This window comes from uncultured Plantibacter sp. (assembly GCF_963518075.1).
Classification (GTDB): Bacteria; Actinomycetota; Actinomycetes; order Actinomycetales; family Microbacteriaceae; genus Plantibacter; species Plantibacter flavus_A.
Map to the genome: position 1 here is coordinate 120812 of NZ_CAUQHZ010000009.1, position 16252 is coordinate 137063.

The 16252-nt window shown below is 71.0% G+C and carries 12 protein-coding genes; 6 read left to right on the top strand and 6 right to left on the bottom strand.

Going from position 1 to position 16252, the window contains the following annotated elements; genetic code table 11:
* The first annotated feature begins 64 nt into the window (after nt 1–64).
* Together RWN05_RS12115 and RWN05_RS12120 are read left to right on the top strand one after the other, a co-directional pair.
* Nucleotides 65–4909, top strand: a complete 4845-nt coding sequence (locus RWN05_RS12115; protein ID WP_314139698.1) for an ATP-dependent helicase — start codon at nt 65–67, stop codon at nt 4907–4909.
* A gap of 80 nt (nt 4910–4989) precedes the next feature.
* Entirely contained in the window at nt 4990–5763 is a 774-nt protein-coding gene (locus tag RWN05_RS12120) for a DNA-formamidopyrimidine glycosylase family protein (RefSeq protein ID WP_064294288.1), read from the top strand.
* A gap of 133 nt (nt 5764–5896) precedes the next feature.
* Here the strand turns inward: RWN05_RS12120 and RWN05_RS12125 are convergent, their stop codons facing one another.
* Both RWN05_RS12125 and RWN05_RS12130 read right to left on the bottom strand, forming a co-directional pair.
* On the bottom strand, nt 5897–6562 hold the full coding sequence (locus tag RWN05_RS12125; RefSeq protein ID WP_314139699.1) for a TMEM175 family protein: 666 nt from the start codon (nt 6560–6562) through the stop codon (nt 5897–5899).
* Nucleotides 6563–6564: 2 nt separating this feature from the next.
* Nucleotides 6565–7467 (bottom strand): hypothetical protein, encoded by a 903-nt coding sequence (locus tag RWN05_RS12130; protein ID WP_314139701.1) that lies wholly within the window; start codon nt 7465–7467, stop codon nt 6565–6567.
* Between the two features lie 72 nt (nt 7468–7539).
* Between RWN05_RS12130 and RWN05_RS12135 the strand changes: the two genes are divergently transcribed.
* Nucleotides 7540–9144 carry an AMP-binding protein gene (locus RWN05_RS12135; protein ID WP_314139702.1) on the top strand — a complete coding sequence of 535 codons (1605 nt, stop codon included), beginning with the start codon at nt 7540–7542 and terminating at the stop codon, nt 9142–9144.
* 35 nt (nt 9145–9179) lie between these two features.
* Here the strand turns inward: RWN05_RS12135 and RWN05_RS12140 are convergent, their stop codons facing one another.
* The 4 genes from RWN05_RS12140 to RWN05_RS12155 form a co-directional block, all read right to left on the bottom strand.
* Complete coding sequence (locus RWN05_RS12140; protein WP_314139704.1) at nt 9180–10169, bottom strand: SDR family oxidoreductase; 990 nt, start codon at nt 10167–10169, stop codon at nt 9180–9182.
* 58 nt (nt 10170–10227) lie between these two features.
* Nucleotides 10228–10401: a hypothetical protein gene (locus tag RWN05_RS12145; protein WP_153303389.1), complete on the bottom strand. Its 174-nt coding sequence runs from the start codon at nt 10399–10401 to the stop codon at nt 10228–10230.
* 71 nt (nt 10402–10472) lie between these two features.
* Nucleotides 10473–11306: an SDR family NAD(P)-dependent oxidoreductase gene (locus RWN05_RS12150; RefSeq protein WP_071259620.1), complete on the bottom strand. Its 834-nt coding sequence runs from the start codon at nt 11304–11306 to the stop codon at nt 10473–10475.
* The gene (locus tag RWN05_RS12155; protein WP_064294294.1) at nt 11303–11665 is read right to left on the bottom strand and encodes a hypothetical protein; all 363 of its coding nucleotides are present in this window, start codon (nt 11663–11665) and stop codon (nt 11303–11305) included. Before RWN05_RS12155 ends, RWN05_RS12150 begins: the two co-directional genes overlap by 4 nt.
* 399 nt (nt 11666–12064) lie before the next feature.
* On the opposite strand from RWN05_RS12155, the gene RWN05_RS12160 reads away from it, so the two are divergent.
* The 3 genes from RWN05_RS12160 to RWN05_RS12170 are packed head-to-tail and all read left to right on the top strand — an operon-like array spanning nt 12065 to nt 16175.
* The gene (locus RWN05_RS12160) at nt 12065–12628 is read left to right on the top strand and encodes a GtrA family protein (RefSeq protein ID WP_071259623.1); all 564 of its coding nucleotides are present in this window, start codon (nt 12065–12067) and stop codon (nt 12626–12628) included.
* Nucleotides 12628–14148: a glycosyltransferase family 2 protein gene (locus tag RWN05_RS12165; protein WP_064294296.1), complete on the top strand. Its 1521-nt coding sequence runs from the start codon at nt 12628–12630 to the stop codon at nt 14146–14148. The genes RWN05_RS12160 and RWN05_RS12165 overlap by 1 nt, the downstream gene beginning before the upstream one ends.
* On the top strand, nt 14145–16175 hold the full coding sequence (locus tag RWN05_RS12170) for a glycosyltransferase family 39 protein (protein ID WP_314139705.1): 2031 nt from the start codon (nt 14145–14147) through the stop codon (nt 16173–16175). Before RWN05_RS12165 ends, RWN05_RS12170 begins: the two co-directional genes overlap by 4 nt.
* Nucleotides 16176–16252 lie beyond the last annotated feature (77 nt).

Genomic DNA, 16252 nt, shown 5'->3' on the forward strand with positions numbered 1-16252 from the left:
CGGGGCCACGCGACCGCGCGCGACGCCGGTCGCGGTGTCGGTGGGGTGCAGGATGATGGAACGCATGACCGAGGTGCTCGAGCGCTTCTCCCCCGCGACGCGCGATTGGTTCGAGGGGGCGTTCGTGGCGCCCACGCCGGCGCAGGCGGGCGCCTGGGACGCGATCTCCCGCGGCGCCAACGCGCTCGTCGTCGCGCCGACCGGGTCGGGTAAGACCCTGTCCGCGTTCCTCTGGTCGATCGACCGTCTGCTCTCCGAGGCCATCGCCGAACACGCCGTGCGGCCACGGTCCGGCGTCCCGCTCACCGGGCTCGAGGCCGACGAGGCGGAGGCCGCCGCCGCCCAGCGCGAGCGCTCCCGGGGCACCCGCGTCCTCTACATCTCGCCACTGAAGGCCCTCGGCGTCGACGTCGAACGCAACCTCCGCACGCCGCTCGTCGGCATCGCCCAGGCGGCGCGCCGCCTCGGCACCGAACCACCCACCATCAGTGTCGGCGTCCGCTCCGGCGACACCCCGTCCGCCGACCGCCGGGCGATGGCCAAGGAGCCACCGGACATCCTGATCACCACCCCCGAGTCGCTCTTCCTCATGCTCACGAGTGCGGCGCGGGAAACCCTCCGCACGGTCGACACCGTCATCATCGACGAGATCCACGCCGTCGCCTCGACCAAGCGAGGCGCGCACCTCGCGGTGTCGCTCGAGCGGCTCGACGCCATGCTCGAGAAGCCGGTGCAGCGCATCGGGCTCTCCGCCACGGTGCGCCCCGCCGAGGAGGTCGCACGGTTCCTCGGGGGCCGCGCACCGGTCGAGATCGTGGCCCCGCCGGCCGCGAAGACCTTCGACCTGCACGTGGTCGTCCCGGTCGACGACATGACCGACCCCGACGCCGGCATGCGGACGCCCGGCGAGGCCGACGACGACGGCAGCGGTGGCGGGTTCACCGGCTACACCCCGAACAGTGACGGCGGCGGCGAAGACCGCGTCGGCAGCATCTGGCCGCACGTCGAGGAGGCGATCGTCGATCGCGTGCTCGCGCACCGATCCACCATCGTGTTCGCCAACTCCCGTCGTCTGGCGGAGCGGCTCACGGCCCGGCTCAACGAGATCAACGAGGCCAGACTCAGCGACGCCACCCTCACGACCCCCGGTGCCGGGCGTCCACCGGCGCAGCTCATGGCCCAGAGCGGCCAGACCCGAGGCTCGACGAGCGTCGCGGCCGCAGCCGCCCGGCCGACCACCGAGGAGAGCGACGACGACATCCCGCTCCTCGCACGCGCCCACCACGGTTCCGTCTCCAAGGAGCAGCGCGCGGGCATCGAGGAGGACCTCAAGTCCGGCCGCCTGCGCTGCGTGGTCGCGACCTCGAGCCTCGAGCTCGGCATCGACATGGGCGAGGTCGACCTCGTCATCCAGGTGGAGTCCCCGCCGAGCGTCGCGAGCGGCCTGCAGCGGGTCGGCCGCGCCGGCCACCAGGTGGGCGAGGTCTCCCGAGGCGTCCTGTTCCCGAAGCACCGCGCCGACCTCATCAGCACCACGGTCGCGACCGAGCGGATGGAGGCCGGGCTCATCGAGGCGATCGAGGTCCCCTCGAACCCGCTCGACATCCTCGCGCAACAGACGGTCGCGGCGGTCGCGCTCGACGAACTCGGCGTGGAGGACTGGTTCGAGACGGTCAAGCGCAGTGCCCCGTTCGCCTCCCTGCCCCGCTCGGCCTTCGAGGCGACGCTCGACCTCCTGGCCGGACGCTACCCCTCCGACGCCTTCGCCGAACTACGGCCGCGGATCGTCTGGGATCGCGACGCCGGGGTGCTGACCGGTCGGCCGGGAGCCCAGCGCCTGGCCGTCACGAGCGGCGGCACCATCCCCGACCGCGGGCTCTTCGGCGTGTTCATGGTCGGCGAGTCCGGCGCCGGCGCGCGCGTCGGCGAGCTCGACGAGGAGATGGTCTACGAGTCCCGCGTCGGCGACGTCTTCGCCCTCGGCGCCACGAGCTGGCGCATCCAGGAGATCACCCACGACCGCGTGCTCGTGACCCCGGCGTTCGGTCAGCCGGGGCGACTGCCGTTCTGGAAGGGCGACGGCATCGGACGCCCGGCCGAGCTCGGTCGCGCCATCGGCGCCTTCGTGCGCGAGCTCGACACCACCGGCACGGGGTCCACCCCACGTCTCGAGGCAGCCGGCCTCGACGAGCGGGCCATCAGCAACCTCGTCGCCTACGTCCGCGAGCAACGCGAGGCGACGGGCGTCGTCCCCAACGACACGACCCTCGTCGTCGAACGCTCGCGCGACGAACTCGGCGACTGGCGGGTCATCCTCCACTCCCCCTACGGACTCCGTGTGCACGCGCCCTGGGCGCTCGCGGTCGGAGCCCGGGTGCAGGAGCGTCTGGGGGTCGACGGCTCGGCGGTGGCGAGCGACGACGGCATCATCGTCCGCCTGCCCGACACCGAGAGCGAGCCGCCGGGAGCCGAGCTCTTCGTCTTCGAACCGGAGGAGCTCGACGCCCTCGTCACGCAGGAGGTCGGTGGCTCGGCGCTGTTCGCCTCACGGTTCCGCGAGTGCGCCGCCCGTGCGCTGCTGCTCCCGAACTACTCGCCGCAGAAACGCTCGCCGCTCTGGCAGCAGCGCCAGCGCTCGGCACAGCTCCTCGAGGTCGCGAAGCAGTACCCGACGTTCCCGATCATCCTCGAGACGCTCCGCGAGTGTCTGCAGGACGTCTACGACCTCCCGGCCCTCGACCACCTCGCGCGCGAGCTGCAGTCGCGCGCGATCCGCATCGTCGAGACCACGACGGATCAGCCCTCGCCCTACGCCCGTTCACTCCTGTTCGGCTACGTCGGCGCGTTCATGTACGAGGGCGACAGCCCGTTGGCCGAGCGCCGGGCCGCCGCACTCGCGGTCGACAGCACCATGCTGGGCGAACTCCTCGGCCGCGTGGAACTCCGCGAGCTGCTCGACCCGGGTGTCATCGAACAGACCGCGCTCGAGCTGCAGCGTCTCGACCCCGAGCGACGACTCAAGGGGGTCGAGGGCGTCGCCGACGCGCTGCGGATGCTCGGCCCGCTCACCATCGACGAGATCGCAGCCCGGACGACCTTCGACGGCGTCACCGTCTCCACCGACGGCGAGGCGAGTCGCGGCGACGACCCGCAAGCCTGGTCCCCGGATCCGGCTCGCTCGGCGGCCGCCGTCGCCGAACTCGAACGCTCGAAGCGCGTCATCCGCGTCCCGATCGCCGGCGAAGAGCGCTTCGCCGCGATCGAGGACGCCGGACGACTCCGCGACGCCCTGGGCACCCCGCTGCCCATCGGCGTACCGGTCGCGTTCACCGAGCCGGTCGCCGACCCGCTGGGCGACCTCCTCGCGCGCCACGCGCGCACGCACGGGCCGTTCACGACCGGACAGACGGCCAGGCGCTTCGGTCTCGGGACGGCGGTGGTCCAGCACACGCTCGCCCGATTGGCCGACGCCGGACGCGTGGTCAAGGGCGAATTCCTCCCCGCCGGCAGGCAGCAGGTGGGCGAGGGCGACGACACCGACCGCGGCCCCACCGACGCGACGGAGTGGTGCGACGCCGGCGTGCTGCGTAAGCTCCGCATCCGATCGCTGGCCGCTCTGCGGCACGAGGTCGAGCCGGTCGAGCAGCAGGCGTTCGCCCGATTCCTGCCGGTGTGGCAGCACCTCGGCGGGACGCTGCGCGGTGTCGACGGCGTCGCGACGGTCATCGACCAGCTCGCCGGTGCGCCCATCCCGGCGTCGGCCTGGGAGTCGCTGATCCTGCCTTCGCGCGTCGCCGACTACAGTCCCGCGATGCTCGACGAGCTCACCGCGACGGGCGAGGTCGTGTGGTCGGGCAGCGGTTCGATCCCCGGCAACGACGGTTGGGTCGCGCTCCACCTCGCCGACACGGCACCACTCACGCTGCCGCTCGCTCCGACGCCGCACACACCCGACGCCCTGCAGACCGAGTTGCTCGCGACGCTCGGTGGGGGCGGTGCGTACTTCTTCCGGCAGCTCGCGGAGTCGGTCGGCTCGACGGACGACAAACTTCTCGTCGACGCCCTCTGGGAGCTCGTGTGGGCCGGGCTCGTCACCAACGACACCCTCTCCCCACTCCGCACGCTCGTCGGCTCCGGTTCGGGGAACTCGGCGCACCGGGTGCAACGGCAGACCCCGCGATCGAAGCTGTACCGCGGGCGCAACCTGCAACGTCCTTCGATGTCGACGCGGGCGAGTCAGACGCTCGGCGGACGGTGGTCGATCCTGCCGCTGGCCGAGCAGGACGCCACCATCCGAGCCGTCGCCACGGGCGAGACCCTGCTCGAGCGCTACGGCGTCGTCACCCGCGGCTCCGTCGTCGCGGAGGGGGTGACGGGCGGTTTCGCCCTCGCCTACCGCGTGCTCAAGCAGTTCGAGGAGAACGGCCGCTGCCGTCGCGGGTACTTCGTGGAGCGCCTCGGCGGGGCCCAGTTCGCCTCCTCGGGCACCGTCGACCGCCTGCGCGGATTCATCCGGACCGATGACGAACCACCGCTCGACGCCGTCACCCTCGCCGCGACCGACCCGGCGAACCCGTACGGCGCCGCCCTCGGGTGGCCGGGGCAGGAGGTCACCGGGGTGAAACACCGCCCGGGTCGGAAGGCGGGTGCGCTCGTCGTCCTCGTCGACGGAGCACCGGTCTACTACCTGGAACGCGGCGGCAAGACGGCGCTCGTGTTCTCGGAGGACGACGACCAGCTCCGTGCCGGGGCGCGTTCCCTGGCGGCGACGGTGCGAGCGGGTCGCATCGAGAAGCTCGGCATCGAGCAGGTCAACGGCGCCTTCGTGCTCGGCACCCCGACGGGCCACGCCCTCCGCGACGCCGGGTTCGTCGAGACACCACGTGGATTGCGGCTCCGGCGTGGGTGAACTTGCGCGCTACCGTTCCGCCACGGGTTGCGCCGGACACCCTGCCGGTGGCACCGTAGCCGGAACGGACGGAGCGGTTCATGCCAGAGGGTGACACGGTCTTCCAAGCCGCGCACCGGTTGCGGCAGGCGCTCGCCGGCGAGGTCGTCACCGGCTTCGACCTGCGGGTGCCCGCCTTCGCGACCGTCGACCTCCGGGGCGACGTCGTCCACGACGTCATCCCCCGCGGCAAGCACCTCCTGCACCACATCGGCGACCACACCCTCCACACGCACCTCAAGATGGAGGGGCTGTGGCACGTCTACCAGCCGGGCGAGCACTGGCGGCGGCCGGCCTGGAAGGCGCGCGCGATCGTGTCGACGCAGCACTGGGTGACGGTCGGGTTCGAACTCGGCCTCGTCGAGGTGTTCCCCTCCCGCGAGGACGAGGAGCGCTTCGGCTGGCTCGGTCCCGACCTCCTCGGTCCGGATTGGGACGAGGAGCGTGCCATCCACAACCTGGAGGCCGACGGCCGCGAGATCCACGTCGCGCTGCTCGACCAGCGCAACCTCGCGGGGCTCGGCAACGAGTACGTCAACGAGCTGTGCTTCATCCGAGGCGTCCTCCCGACGAGGCCCACCGCCGAGGTCGACCTGCCGGGTGCCGTCCGACTCGGCTACCGGCTCATCAACGCCAATCGCGACCGCCGCAACCGGGTCACGACGGGCGACACGAGGCCCGGCCGGAAGACCTGGGTGTACGGGCGCGACGGCCAGCGCTGCCTGCGGTGCGGCACCCGGATCCAGCGGGGCAAGCTCGGCGCCGACCCGACCGCCCTCCGCGACACCTACTGGTGTCCCCACTGCCAGACCTGACCCGACGGCGCAGCGCCGGCCACCGAGCCGCCCCGCCGGTCACCGAGCGACAATCCCCGGTCACTGAGCCTGTCGAAGTGCAGCCCCGACGGCCCCACCCCGCCCTTCGACAGGCTCAGGGACCGGAACGGGCTCAGGAACCGGGGTCGCCCCGGTGGTGCCGCCGACTGCCGATCCACCCGATCGGGATCGACAGCAGCAGGAGGTACAGCGCCTGGGCGCCGAGCCCCGGCACCGTCGCGGCCAGGACGCCGGCGAGCAGCATCAGGCCGGTCGGGAACCACACGAGCACCCATGGTTGGCGCGGCGCAGCTGCCGCTTCCTCGCTGAGCAGCCCGTCCCGCTCGACGACCATCTGCTGGAGTCGTACCGCGACCATCGAGACGAGCATCGTCGCGATGTAGAGCGTGGGGGCTCCGCGGTCGTCGCCCGTCCCGTCGAAGAGGAGCACCGTCGGCAGCGGCAGGAACACGATCCCGGCGAGCCAGACGAAGTTCAGGGTCACGAGCCGCGTCGAGTATCCGGCGGTGCGCTCGAACAGGCGGTGGTGGTCGCGCCAGAAGTTGGCGATGACGACGAAGCTCAGCGCGGCCGCGGCGAGGCCGGTCCAATTGTGGCCGAAGAACGCGAGCACGGAGCCGTCGTCGTGTTCCTGGGCGAGGTCGACGAGCGGGAGGATGATCAGCGTGATCGCGATCGCGACGACGGCGTCGCTGAAGTTGACGACGCGGTCGAGCCCGCGCTCCGTCGTCGGACCGGGTCGACGGCGGCCCGTCGGACGTCCCTCGTCGCCGACCATGGTCAGCTGACGTCGGCGTCGTCGGTCGCGGTCCCCTGCACCATGGCGACCCAGCGGGCCAGGAAGGCCGCGCCGGCCTCGTCGTGGATGAGCGTCGGGTGGGTCAGCACCGGGTAGGGCTTCTCGGGGACGCCGTCGGCGGGACGGACGTCCACGTGCGCGACGTCGTACCCGTGCTCGAACAACCAGTCGGCCATCGCGTAGTCGCTCCGGGAGTCGCCGACCGTGCGCCAGGCGAGTGGGAGCGCACCACCGTCGGCTTCGAGGAGTTCGAGCGCGCGCTCGGCGCCGAGGTCCTTGCCGAGCCGGACCGACTCGATGTCGGTGGAGATGATCGTGGGATCGATGCGGTACTGCACGAGGCCGGCGTCGTCCGGGTAGCGGCCGGGGGCGTGATCGACGCCGAACCCGCGTCGGGCGAGCTCGGCTCGGGCGTCGTCGTCGAAGTGCTTCCGCACGAGGGCGTAGTCCGCTGCCGGCACCTCGACGTGCTGCTCGACCGAGACCATTGCGCGCTTGGTGTGGTCGAAGAACACCGTCTCGGCGTACCGTTCGTCGACGAGGCGTTCGATGGCATCGCCGTAGCCCTCCGGCATCGCGACGTCCTGATCGAGGCTCAGCTCGTCGACCCCGGCCGCCGAGAAGCCGAACCACACGGCACCCTTCTCGCAGATGCCGTAGAGCCGGACGTCGTCCGCGAGCCCGGCGGCCAGGAGCGGTGGGACGACCACCTCGCGGAGGAACGCGTCGCTCCGCCCGGTGTTGAAGGCGATCGGGACCCCGGCGTTCGCGAGCGTCGCGAGGTCCTGCGCGATGCTCGGGAGGTTGATCGTCCGAGTGATCGGACTGGCGATGGGGCCGTCGACGTCGAGCAGGAGACCGAGGATGGGGCGGGACGCGTTCACGGGTTCAGCCTAACGAGCACCCGGCGTGGATAGACTCACTCCACCATCACCGGTGTTCGAAGGAGATCACTCGTGTTCACCAGCCCGCATCCCGACGTCGAGATCCCCGACGTGAGTGTCTACGACGCCCTGTTCGGCGGCATCGCCCCGAGCGACCTCGACCGCATCGCCCTCCGCGACGGCACGACCGGCGCCGAGACGAGCTATCGACAGCTCATCGGCCAGATCAACGCCCTGGCCGGCGCCCTCGCGGCGGCCGGCATCGGGGTCGGCGACGTCGTCGCCCTCCACGCGCCGAACGTCCCCGCCTTCGCGACCGTGTTCCACGGCATCCTGCGCGCGGGCGCGACGGCGACGACGGTGAACGGCCTCTACAACGCCGAGGAGATCGAGGCGCAGCTGCGCGACGCCGGCGCGACGATGCTGTTCACCGTCTCGCCGCTGCTCCCCCAGGCCTGGGCTGCGGCGAGCGCCTGCGGCATCCCCTCCGACCGCGTCGTCGTCCTCGACGGCGCGGAGGGGCACGCGTCGCTGAGCGACCTCCTCATGCGCCGCCTCCCCGCGCCGGACGTCTCGTTCGACCCGGTCACGCACGTGGCGGTGCTGCCCTACTCCTCCGGCACGACGGGTCGGCCGAAGGGCGTGATGCTCTCGCATCGGAACCTCGTCGCGAACGTGCAGCAGTCGATCCCGCAGCTCGGCATGGTCGCCGACGACCGGATCCTCGCGGTCCTGCCGTTCTTCCACATCTACGGCATGACGGTGCTGCTCAACCTCGCGCTGTCGCGGCGGGCCTCCCTCGTGACCATGCCGCGGTTCGACCTGGCTGAGTTCCTCCGGATCATCCAGGACTTCCGGTGCAGCTACGTGTTCATCGCCCCGCCGATCGCGGTGGCACTCGCGAAGCACCCGCTCGTCGACGAGTTCGACCTCTCGAGCGTCCACACGATCTTCTCGGGTGCGGCACCGCTGGACGCGACGCTCGGGCGGGCGGTCGAGGACCGCCTCGGCTGTCGGATGCGGCAGGGCTACGGCATGACGGAGCTCAGCCCGGTCAGCCACGCGATCGCGTTCCAGGCCGAGGGGGCGTCGCTCGACAGCGTCGGCACGACGCTGCCGAACATGCAGTGCCGGATCGTCGATCCCGAGACCGGCGCCGAGGTGGACTACCCGGCCGAGGGCTCGGACGAGGAGAGCGCGGCGGGCGAGCTGCTCTGCGCGGGGCCGAACGTCATGCTCGGGTACCTCGGCAACGAGGAGGCCACTCGCGAGACCCTCGAGGCCGACGGATTCCTCCACACCGGCGACATCGCGACGGTCCGCGGTGACGGCACCGTGCGCATCATCGAGCGGTTGAAGGAGCTCATCAAGTACCACGGCTACCAGGTGGCCCCGGCGGAGCTCGAGGCGCTGCTGCTCGGCCACCCGGCGATCGCCGACGCGGCCGTCATCGGGGTGCCCGACGACGAGGGCCAGGAGGTGCCGAAGGCCTTCGTGGTCCTGCAACCGGGCCAGGACGTCACGGCCGAGGCGCTCATGGCGTGGGTCACGGAGCGCGTCGCCCCGCACAAGAAGATCCGGCGCGTGGCCTTCGTCGACGCCATCCCGAAGTCGGCGTCGGGGAAGATCCTCCGGAAGGACCTCCGGGCCGCGGAGGCCACCCCCGCCGGTCCCTGAGCCGCACCCGCCGGTCCCTGAGCTTGTCGACGGGCTCAGCGCCCGACGGCGGCGACCATCCGGTCGAAAGCCGCGTCGAGCTCCGGTTCGGCCGGCTGCCAGTGCGGGTTCGCGTCGTGGAACGCGACCATCTCCGCCGCGCCGTCCCAGAACGGGATGGTGGGCCGGAACTCCGGGACGAGACTGCGGATGCGCGTGTTGTCGAAGACCATCGGGAACGCCTTGTCGCCGAGGAGCGTCGGCCCGAGTGGCGGGTGGACCTCCGCGATGACGTCGGACGGCACGTGCACGATGTCGGCCTCCACGCCCGCCGCCTCCGCGATCCACCGGGTGATGTCGTTCCAGCTCGGTGCGTGGTCGCCCGTGATGTGGAAGGCCTCCCCGAGCACGTCGCGGCGACCCAGCAGGCCGACGAACCCGACCGCGAAGTCCGCGGTGTGGGTGATGGTCCAGAGGGTCGTCCCGTCGCCGTGCACGACCACCGGCTTGCCCGCGCGCATGCGGTCGAGGTCGGTGCGTCGGCCCATCGTCGGGATGAGCGTACGGTCGTAGGTGTGCGACGGGCGCACGATCGTCGCCGGGAACCCCTGCTCGCGGTAGGCGTGGACGAGGACATCCTCGCAGGAGATCTTGTCGCGCGCGTACTGGGAGAACGGGTTCCGGAGCGGCGTCGACTCGACCACGGGCAGGCGCTGTGGCGGCTTCTGGTATGCGGATGCGGAGCTGATGAACACGTACTGGCCGATCCGACCGGCGAAGCGGTCGATGTCCGCCTGCACCTGCGGTGGCGTGAACGCGGTGAACTGCGCCACGACGTCGAACTCGCGCGAGCCGAGCGTCTCGGTCACCGCGTCGGTGTCGCGCACGTCCGCGCGGAGGAGCTCGACCTCCTCGGGGAGGGGGCGGACGTGGGACAGGCCGCGGTTCAGGACGGTGACGTCATGGCCGAGCGACACCGCTCTGGCGACCGACGCCGAGGAGATGATGCCACTGCCGCCGATGAACAGGATGCGCTTCGTCGTCATTGGTCCATCCTCGCGCACCGTCGCCCGACTCGCCCAGGCCTTCTCGGGATCGCCCCAGTCAGCGCTCGCGCTTGACGAACGCCATGGCACCGACGACGAGGGCGAGCAGCACCCCGGAGACGAGTCCCCACACGACCGGCGCCTCGGGTCCGAGGATCAGGAGCATCAGCACCGCGGCGAGGGCGAGGACCCCGGCGACGACGAGCGCCGTCGTCCATTCGTTCCATCGCATCCCACCAGCCTAGGCTCCCGTCACCACCACCCGGGGACGCGGGAGCCGCTGCGGTGAACCGGCGGGACCGCTCAGCGGTGCTCGGCGAGCATCTCCTCGGTCCGTTCCCAGAGCCCGCGGGCGAGGGCGACGTCGGCGGCGAGCTTGTTCGTGCGTGCGGGCTTCCGCTTCGCGAAGTAGCCGCCCGAGGTCCAGTCGAGTCCTGGCTGACTCTCGGCCAGCCAGAAGAGCGTGTCGGCGCCCTCCTCGGGGGTGTTCAGCAGGCGACGCCCGAGCGGGTTCGCATAGAGGAACCGCATCGCGCCGTCGGGCGAGCTGGAGAAGTTCGTCGAGATGACCCCTGGGTGGAACGCCGCCGCGGACAGGCCGCGCGGGCCGTACCGGCGGTCGAGCTCCTTCGTGAAGAGGATCTGCGCGAGCTTCGCGTTGCCGTAGGCGCGCGTGGGCGAATAGGAGCGTTCGGCGTCGAGGTCGTCGAGGTCGAGCTTCCCGAACAGGCGGTTGGCGACGCTCGAGGTGTTGATGACCGTCGCCTCGGACTCGACGAGGCGGTCGAGCAGGAGATGGGTGAGGAGCGCGGGTGCCAGATAGTTGATCTGGAACGTCTGCTCATGGCCGTCCGTCGTGACCCGGCGGTCGGCACCGAAGATGCCGCCGGCGTTGTTGGCGAGGACGTCGATCCGCGGGTACTGCTCGAGGAGATGCTCGGCGAGGAGGCGAACCTGTGCCAGCTCGGCGAAGTCGCAGATGAACGATGCAGCCCCGATCCGTCGCGCGACGGCTGCCGTCTTCTCCGGTGACCGCCCGACCACCACGACCTGCTCGCCCGCGTCCGTCAACGCCTTCGCAGCCGCAGCGCCGATGCCGTCGCTCGCACCGGTGAGGACGATCACCCGATCGCTCACGCGGACGACTTCCGGGGGCGGGGCTCGCTGACGTTGGTCGGGCGCGCCCGCTCGTCGATGTCGGGGACCTCACGGCCGATCGCGAGGTCGCCGGTCTTGTTGGCGTCCTGCATCATCGACTCGAGCCAGCTGCGGTTGAGCTCGGGACGCTGCTCCTGGTCGAACTCGAACTGCAGCGAGATCGACGGGTGCACCCAGATCGTCACGCGTCCGCCACCGGTCTCGAGTGAGCGCGGCCAGGAGATCGTGAAGGACTCGTTGCGCCGCAGTTTCATGACCGCGATCGACTTCACATGCGCGAGCATCCGGTCGTCGAGTTCGAGCTCACGCGATGAACTCCCGTAGATCAGCTTTCCCACCAGATGTCTCCCTCTGTGCCGGTCGTCCTCGCGCACCCGGGAATCAGGGCGACGCGACGCCCGAGCACACCGGGCGTTGCCCCCATCGTAGGCGACCGAGGGATCGCCGTCGTGCCGGTTGACGGGCGGGCGGCAGCCCAGTTCAGGGGTCCGCGGTGTTGTCCCCCATGGCCTCGCGAGTATGTCAACTTCCGCGGAAAATCAAGGGATTTCGGCCCTGTTTCATGAACCTGGCAAAGCCCTGAGCTGCGGTCGCCTCGACCAAACCGGGCTTCCCGCTGCCCCCGAACGGCGTGCATGACCGTGAAGCCCGAATCTTCCGTCGTGCACCCGAGCCAGCCGTCCCTTTCCGAACGATCCGTCGCTCCGGGAACACGTCCACGCCGTGTACGCCAGCCGTTGCGACTGCCCAAGCTCGTCTCCCAGCTGGTCACCTTCGGCCTCGTCGGCGGCACCGCGTTCGTCGTGGACGTCGGTGTGTACAACCTCCTGCGGTTCACCGTGCTCGACGACAAGCCGATCGGAGCGAAGGTGATCTCCGTCGCCGTCGCCACGGTCGTCGCTTGGCTCGGCAACCGGGCGCTGACCTTCCGGACCGAGCACCGCCGCGCGGTGTGGAAGGAGGGCGCCCTCTTCGCGCTCATGAACGTCCTGGGCCTCGGGATCGCCGCGGGCTGTCTGTTCGTCTCGCACTACGTCCTCGGCTACACCACCCCGCTCGCCGACAACATCGCGGGCAACGGCGTCGGACTCGTCCTCGGCATGGTGTTCCGGTTCCTCGCCTACCGCTACGTCGTCTTCCGACCCGCCGAGTCGGCGACCGGTCGCCGTCGGAGCACGACGTCGCAGGAAACCTCCGTTTCGAGCCCGGCCGCGCCGGCACCCGCCGCCGCACCGCGCACCACGACCACTCGTCGATCCGCACCGACCCACGCACTGCCGACCTCTGGAGGCCTGTCCTGATGGCACCCGCACTCGCACCGCTGCTCGGAGCGCTCGCGCTCATCCCCGCCCGCCCGTTCGCCGCCGCGGACGAGCCCGCTCCCCTGCTGACCCCGCAGCCCGCGGCACCCACGGAACCGCTGCCGAACCGCGGCACCCTGGTGGACCCGGCGTCGGCGGCCGACCCCGGCTCCTGGAGCATCGGCGAGTGGCTCGGCTACGGCACCATGCTGCTGTTCGCCGCCGCGCTGACGATCATCGCCGTGACCACGCTCTACTGGATGCTCCACGCCTGGCGGTCGACCGGCCACCTGAAGAACACGGGGTTCGCCGCGGTCCCGCTGCCCGCCAAGCACTCCTTCACCCTGCTCGTCCCCGGTCGGCATGAGGAGGAGGTCATGGGTCAGACCCTCGACCGCCTCGCCGAACAGGACCACCCCGACTTCGAGATCATCGCGATCGTGGGCCACGACGACCCGGGGACCGAGCGCGTCGTCCGCGAGGCCGCCGCGCGGCACCCCGACCTCATCAAAGTCGTCGTCGACGACAGCGTGCCGAAGAACAAGCCCAAGGCGCTCAACCGGGCGCTGCAGATCGCCCGGGGCGACGTCGTGGGCGTGTTCGACGCCGAGGACGAGGTGCATCCGCGCCTGCTCACGCTCGTGGACTCCCGCTTCACCGAGAGCGGCGCCGACGTCGTCCAGGGTGGCGTGCAGCTCATGAACTTCCAGTCGAGCTGGTGGTCGCTCCGGAACGTGCTCGAGTACTACTTCTGGTTCCGGTCGCGCCTGCACTTCCACGCGAACTCCCGCTTCATCCCGCTCGGCGGCAACACGGTGTTCGTGAAGAAGACCTGGCTCGACTGGTCGGAGGGCTGGGACGACGGCTGCCTCGCCGAGGACTGCGAGCTCGGCGTCCGACTCTCGAGCGCCGGCGCGACGGTCGTCGTGGCCTACAGCCCGGAGGTCGTCACCCGCGAGGAGACCCCAGGCACCCTGCAGTCGCTCTACAAGCAGCGCACGCGCTGGAACCAGGGGTTCCTGCAGGTCCTGAAGAAGGGCGAGTGGCGCAAGCTGCCGACGTTCCGTCAGCGCATGTTCGCGCGATACCTGCTGTCGATGCCGTTCCTCCAGGCGGCGACCGGCCTCCTCATCCCCGTCTCCGTCTTGCTGGTGCTGTTCGCGAAGGTGCCCGCACCGATCGCCCTTCTCACCTTCATCCCGCTCGCGCCGACGATCGTCACCCTCGCGGTGGAAGCCTCCGGGCTCGGTGAGTTCGGCCGCCTCTACGGCCAGAAGGTCCGCCTCCGCGACTACGCCCGGCTGATCCTCGGCACCTTCCCGTACCAGATCTTCCTCGGCCTGGCCGCCGTCCGTTCCGTCTTCCGCGAGTGGAAGGGCGACCACTCCTGGGAGAAGACGGAACACACCGGTGCCCACCGCAGCGAGGAGGTCGCCGAGGCCACCGAGGCCGCTCCCGTCTCCGTCGACCTGCCCGACCGCGCGCCCGAGCTCGTCCTCCAGAACGGAGCAACCCGATGACCGGCATCCTCGAACGCCCGGCCGCCCCAGGCCGACCAGAGCTCCACCTGGAGAGCGACCGCCTCAGCTGGCTCGCCTCCGGGCCACCGACGAAGCGAGGCCCCGGCGTCGTGCGCCGCTGGCTCTCGCGCCACGGTCGCACCCTGGCCTTCCTCCTGCCCGTGCTCGCCATCGCCGCCGTCGTACAGGCCATGAATATGGGCGGATCCCCGCAGCGCATCGACGACGAGGGCACCTACACCGCCCAGGCGTGGAGCGTGCTGAAGCTCGGCGAACTCGCCCACTACACCTACTGGTACGACCACCCGCCGCTCGGCTGGCTGCAGATCGCGGCCTACACGGGGCTGACGGGTGCGTTCGACCGCTACGACATCGCCGTGATCGCGGCACGTGAGGCCATGCTCGTCGCGACGCTCATCGCCGTCGTGCTCGTGTGGGTCCTCGCCCGCCGCCTGCACCTCAGCCGGGCCATGGCCGCCCTCGCCGCGCTCGTGTTCGCGATCTCGCCGCTCGCGGTGCAGTTCCACCGCACCGTCTACCTCGACAACGTCGCGGTGCCCTGGCTCCTCGGTGCCTTCATCCTCGCGACGAGCCGCAAGCACCAGCTCGTCGGCTTCGCGGGTGCCGCCGCCGCGTTCGGCATCGCCGTGCTGAGCAAGGAGACCTTCCTGCTCGCCCTGCCCTTCCTCGCCTGGACCATGTGGCGCGCGGCTCGGAAGGAGACCCGCCGGTACACGCTGCCGGTCGCCGCGACCATCGTCGTCGTCATCGGCTTCACCTACGTGCTCTTCGCCGCCATCAAGGGCGAACTCATCCCCGGCCCTGACCGGGTGAGCCTCCTCGGCGGCGTCTTCTTCCAGCTCGGATCCCGCGTCACGAGCGGGTCGCTGTTCGACCCGGAGAGCCTGTCGGCGAAGACCCTCGGCATGTGGTGGCAGTTGGACGCGGCATTCCTCGTCGCCGGAGCGGTGGCCGCCGTCGCCGGGCTCTTCATCTCGCGACTGCGTGTCATCGCCGCGATGACCGTCTTCCTCGGCCTGTTCATGCTGCGCCCGGGCGGCTACCTGCCGGTGCCGTACGTCATCATGCTGCTGCCGTTCATGGCGATCCTCATCATGGGCGTGACCGGCGCCGCCATCCGCCGGTTCCGTCGCCGCTCGACCGTCGAGGCCGGAGCGCAGCGCCGTCGTCTCCTCGGCGGACGTGCTGCCGGAGCCGTCTGGGTCACCGCGGTGCTCGCTGCAGCCGTCGTCGCCGTCCCCAACACGGCGACCCAGCTCCGCGGCTTCCTCCTCGCCGACCTCGACAAGCCGGTCCGGCAGGCCCAGCAGTGGGTCCAGACCAATGTGCCGAAGGAGTCCCGCGTGATCGTCGACGACGCGATGTGGGTCGACCTCGTCGAGAGCGGTTTCGATCGTGACAACGTCATCTGGTACTACAAGATGGACACCGACTCCGCCGTCCAGGCCCAGTCACCCAACGGCTGGCGCGACGCCGACTACATCGTCACGACCGATTCGATGCGGACCTTCCCGACCACCTTCCCCGAGGTGAAGGGTGCGATCGACAACTCCGAGCTCGTCGCGACCTTCGGCTCCGGGACGCAGGCCGTCGAGGTCCGCCGCATCGACGCCGACGGTCTCGACGCGGCGGCCGAACAGGCTGCCGGGCGCACGGCGGCTCGGGCGGCGCTCGGTGCGCAGCTCCTGCTGAACCCCTCGCTCAGCGTCTCGGCGGAGGCCGCGCAGACCCTCAGCGACGGCCAGCTCGACTCCCGCGCCCTCCTGGCGCTCGGCCAGGTACTCGCCACGACGCCGGTCCGGCTCGAGAGCACTCCGGTGCTCGACGGCGAGACGGGCGACGTGCGTCGGACGATGGTGCTCCGCACCGGCACCGAGGTGGGCGACGGCCGTCTGGCCGACTCCATCCGCTCGATCCAGGGCGACTACGCGGCCGACCGCGTCGAGCAGACGGCGGCCGGCGTGCGGGTCACCTACTCGGTCGTCGAACCCGACGTCGTCCGCTGACCACCTTCCCGAGCACCGGCTCGAGCCGGACGCCCGGGCCACCCGAAACCCCGACCCACCCGAAGAACAGGAGTTCC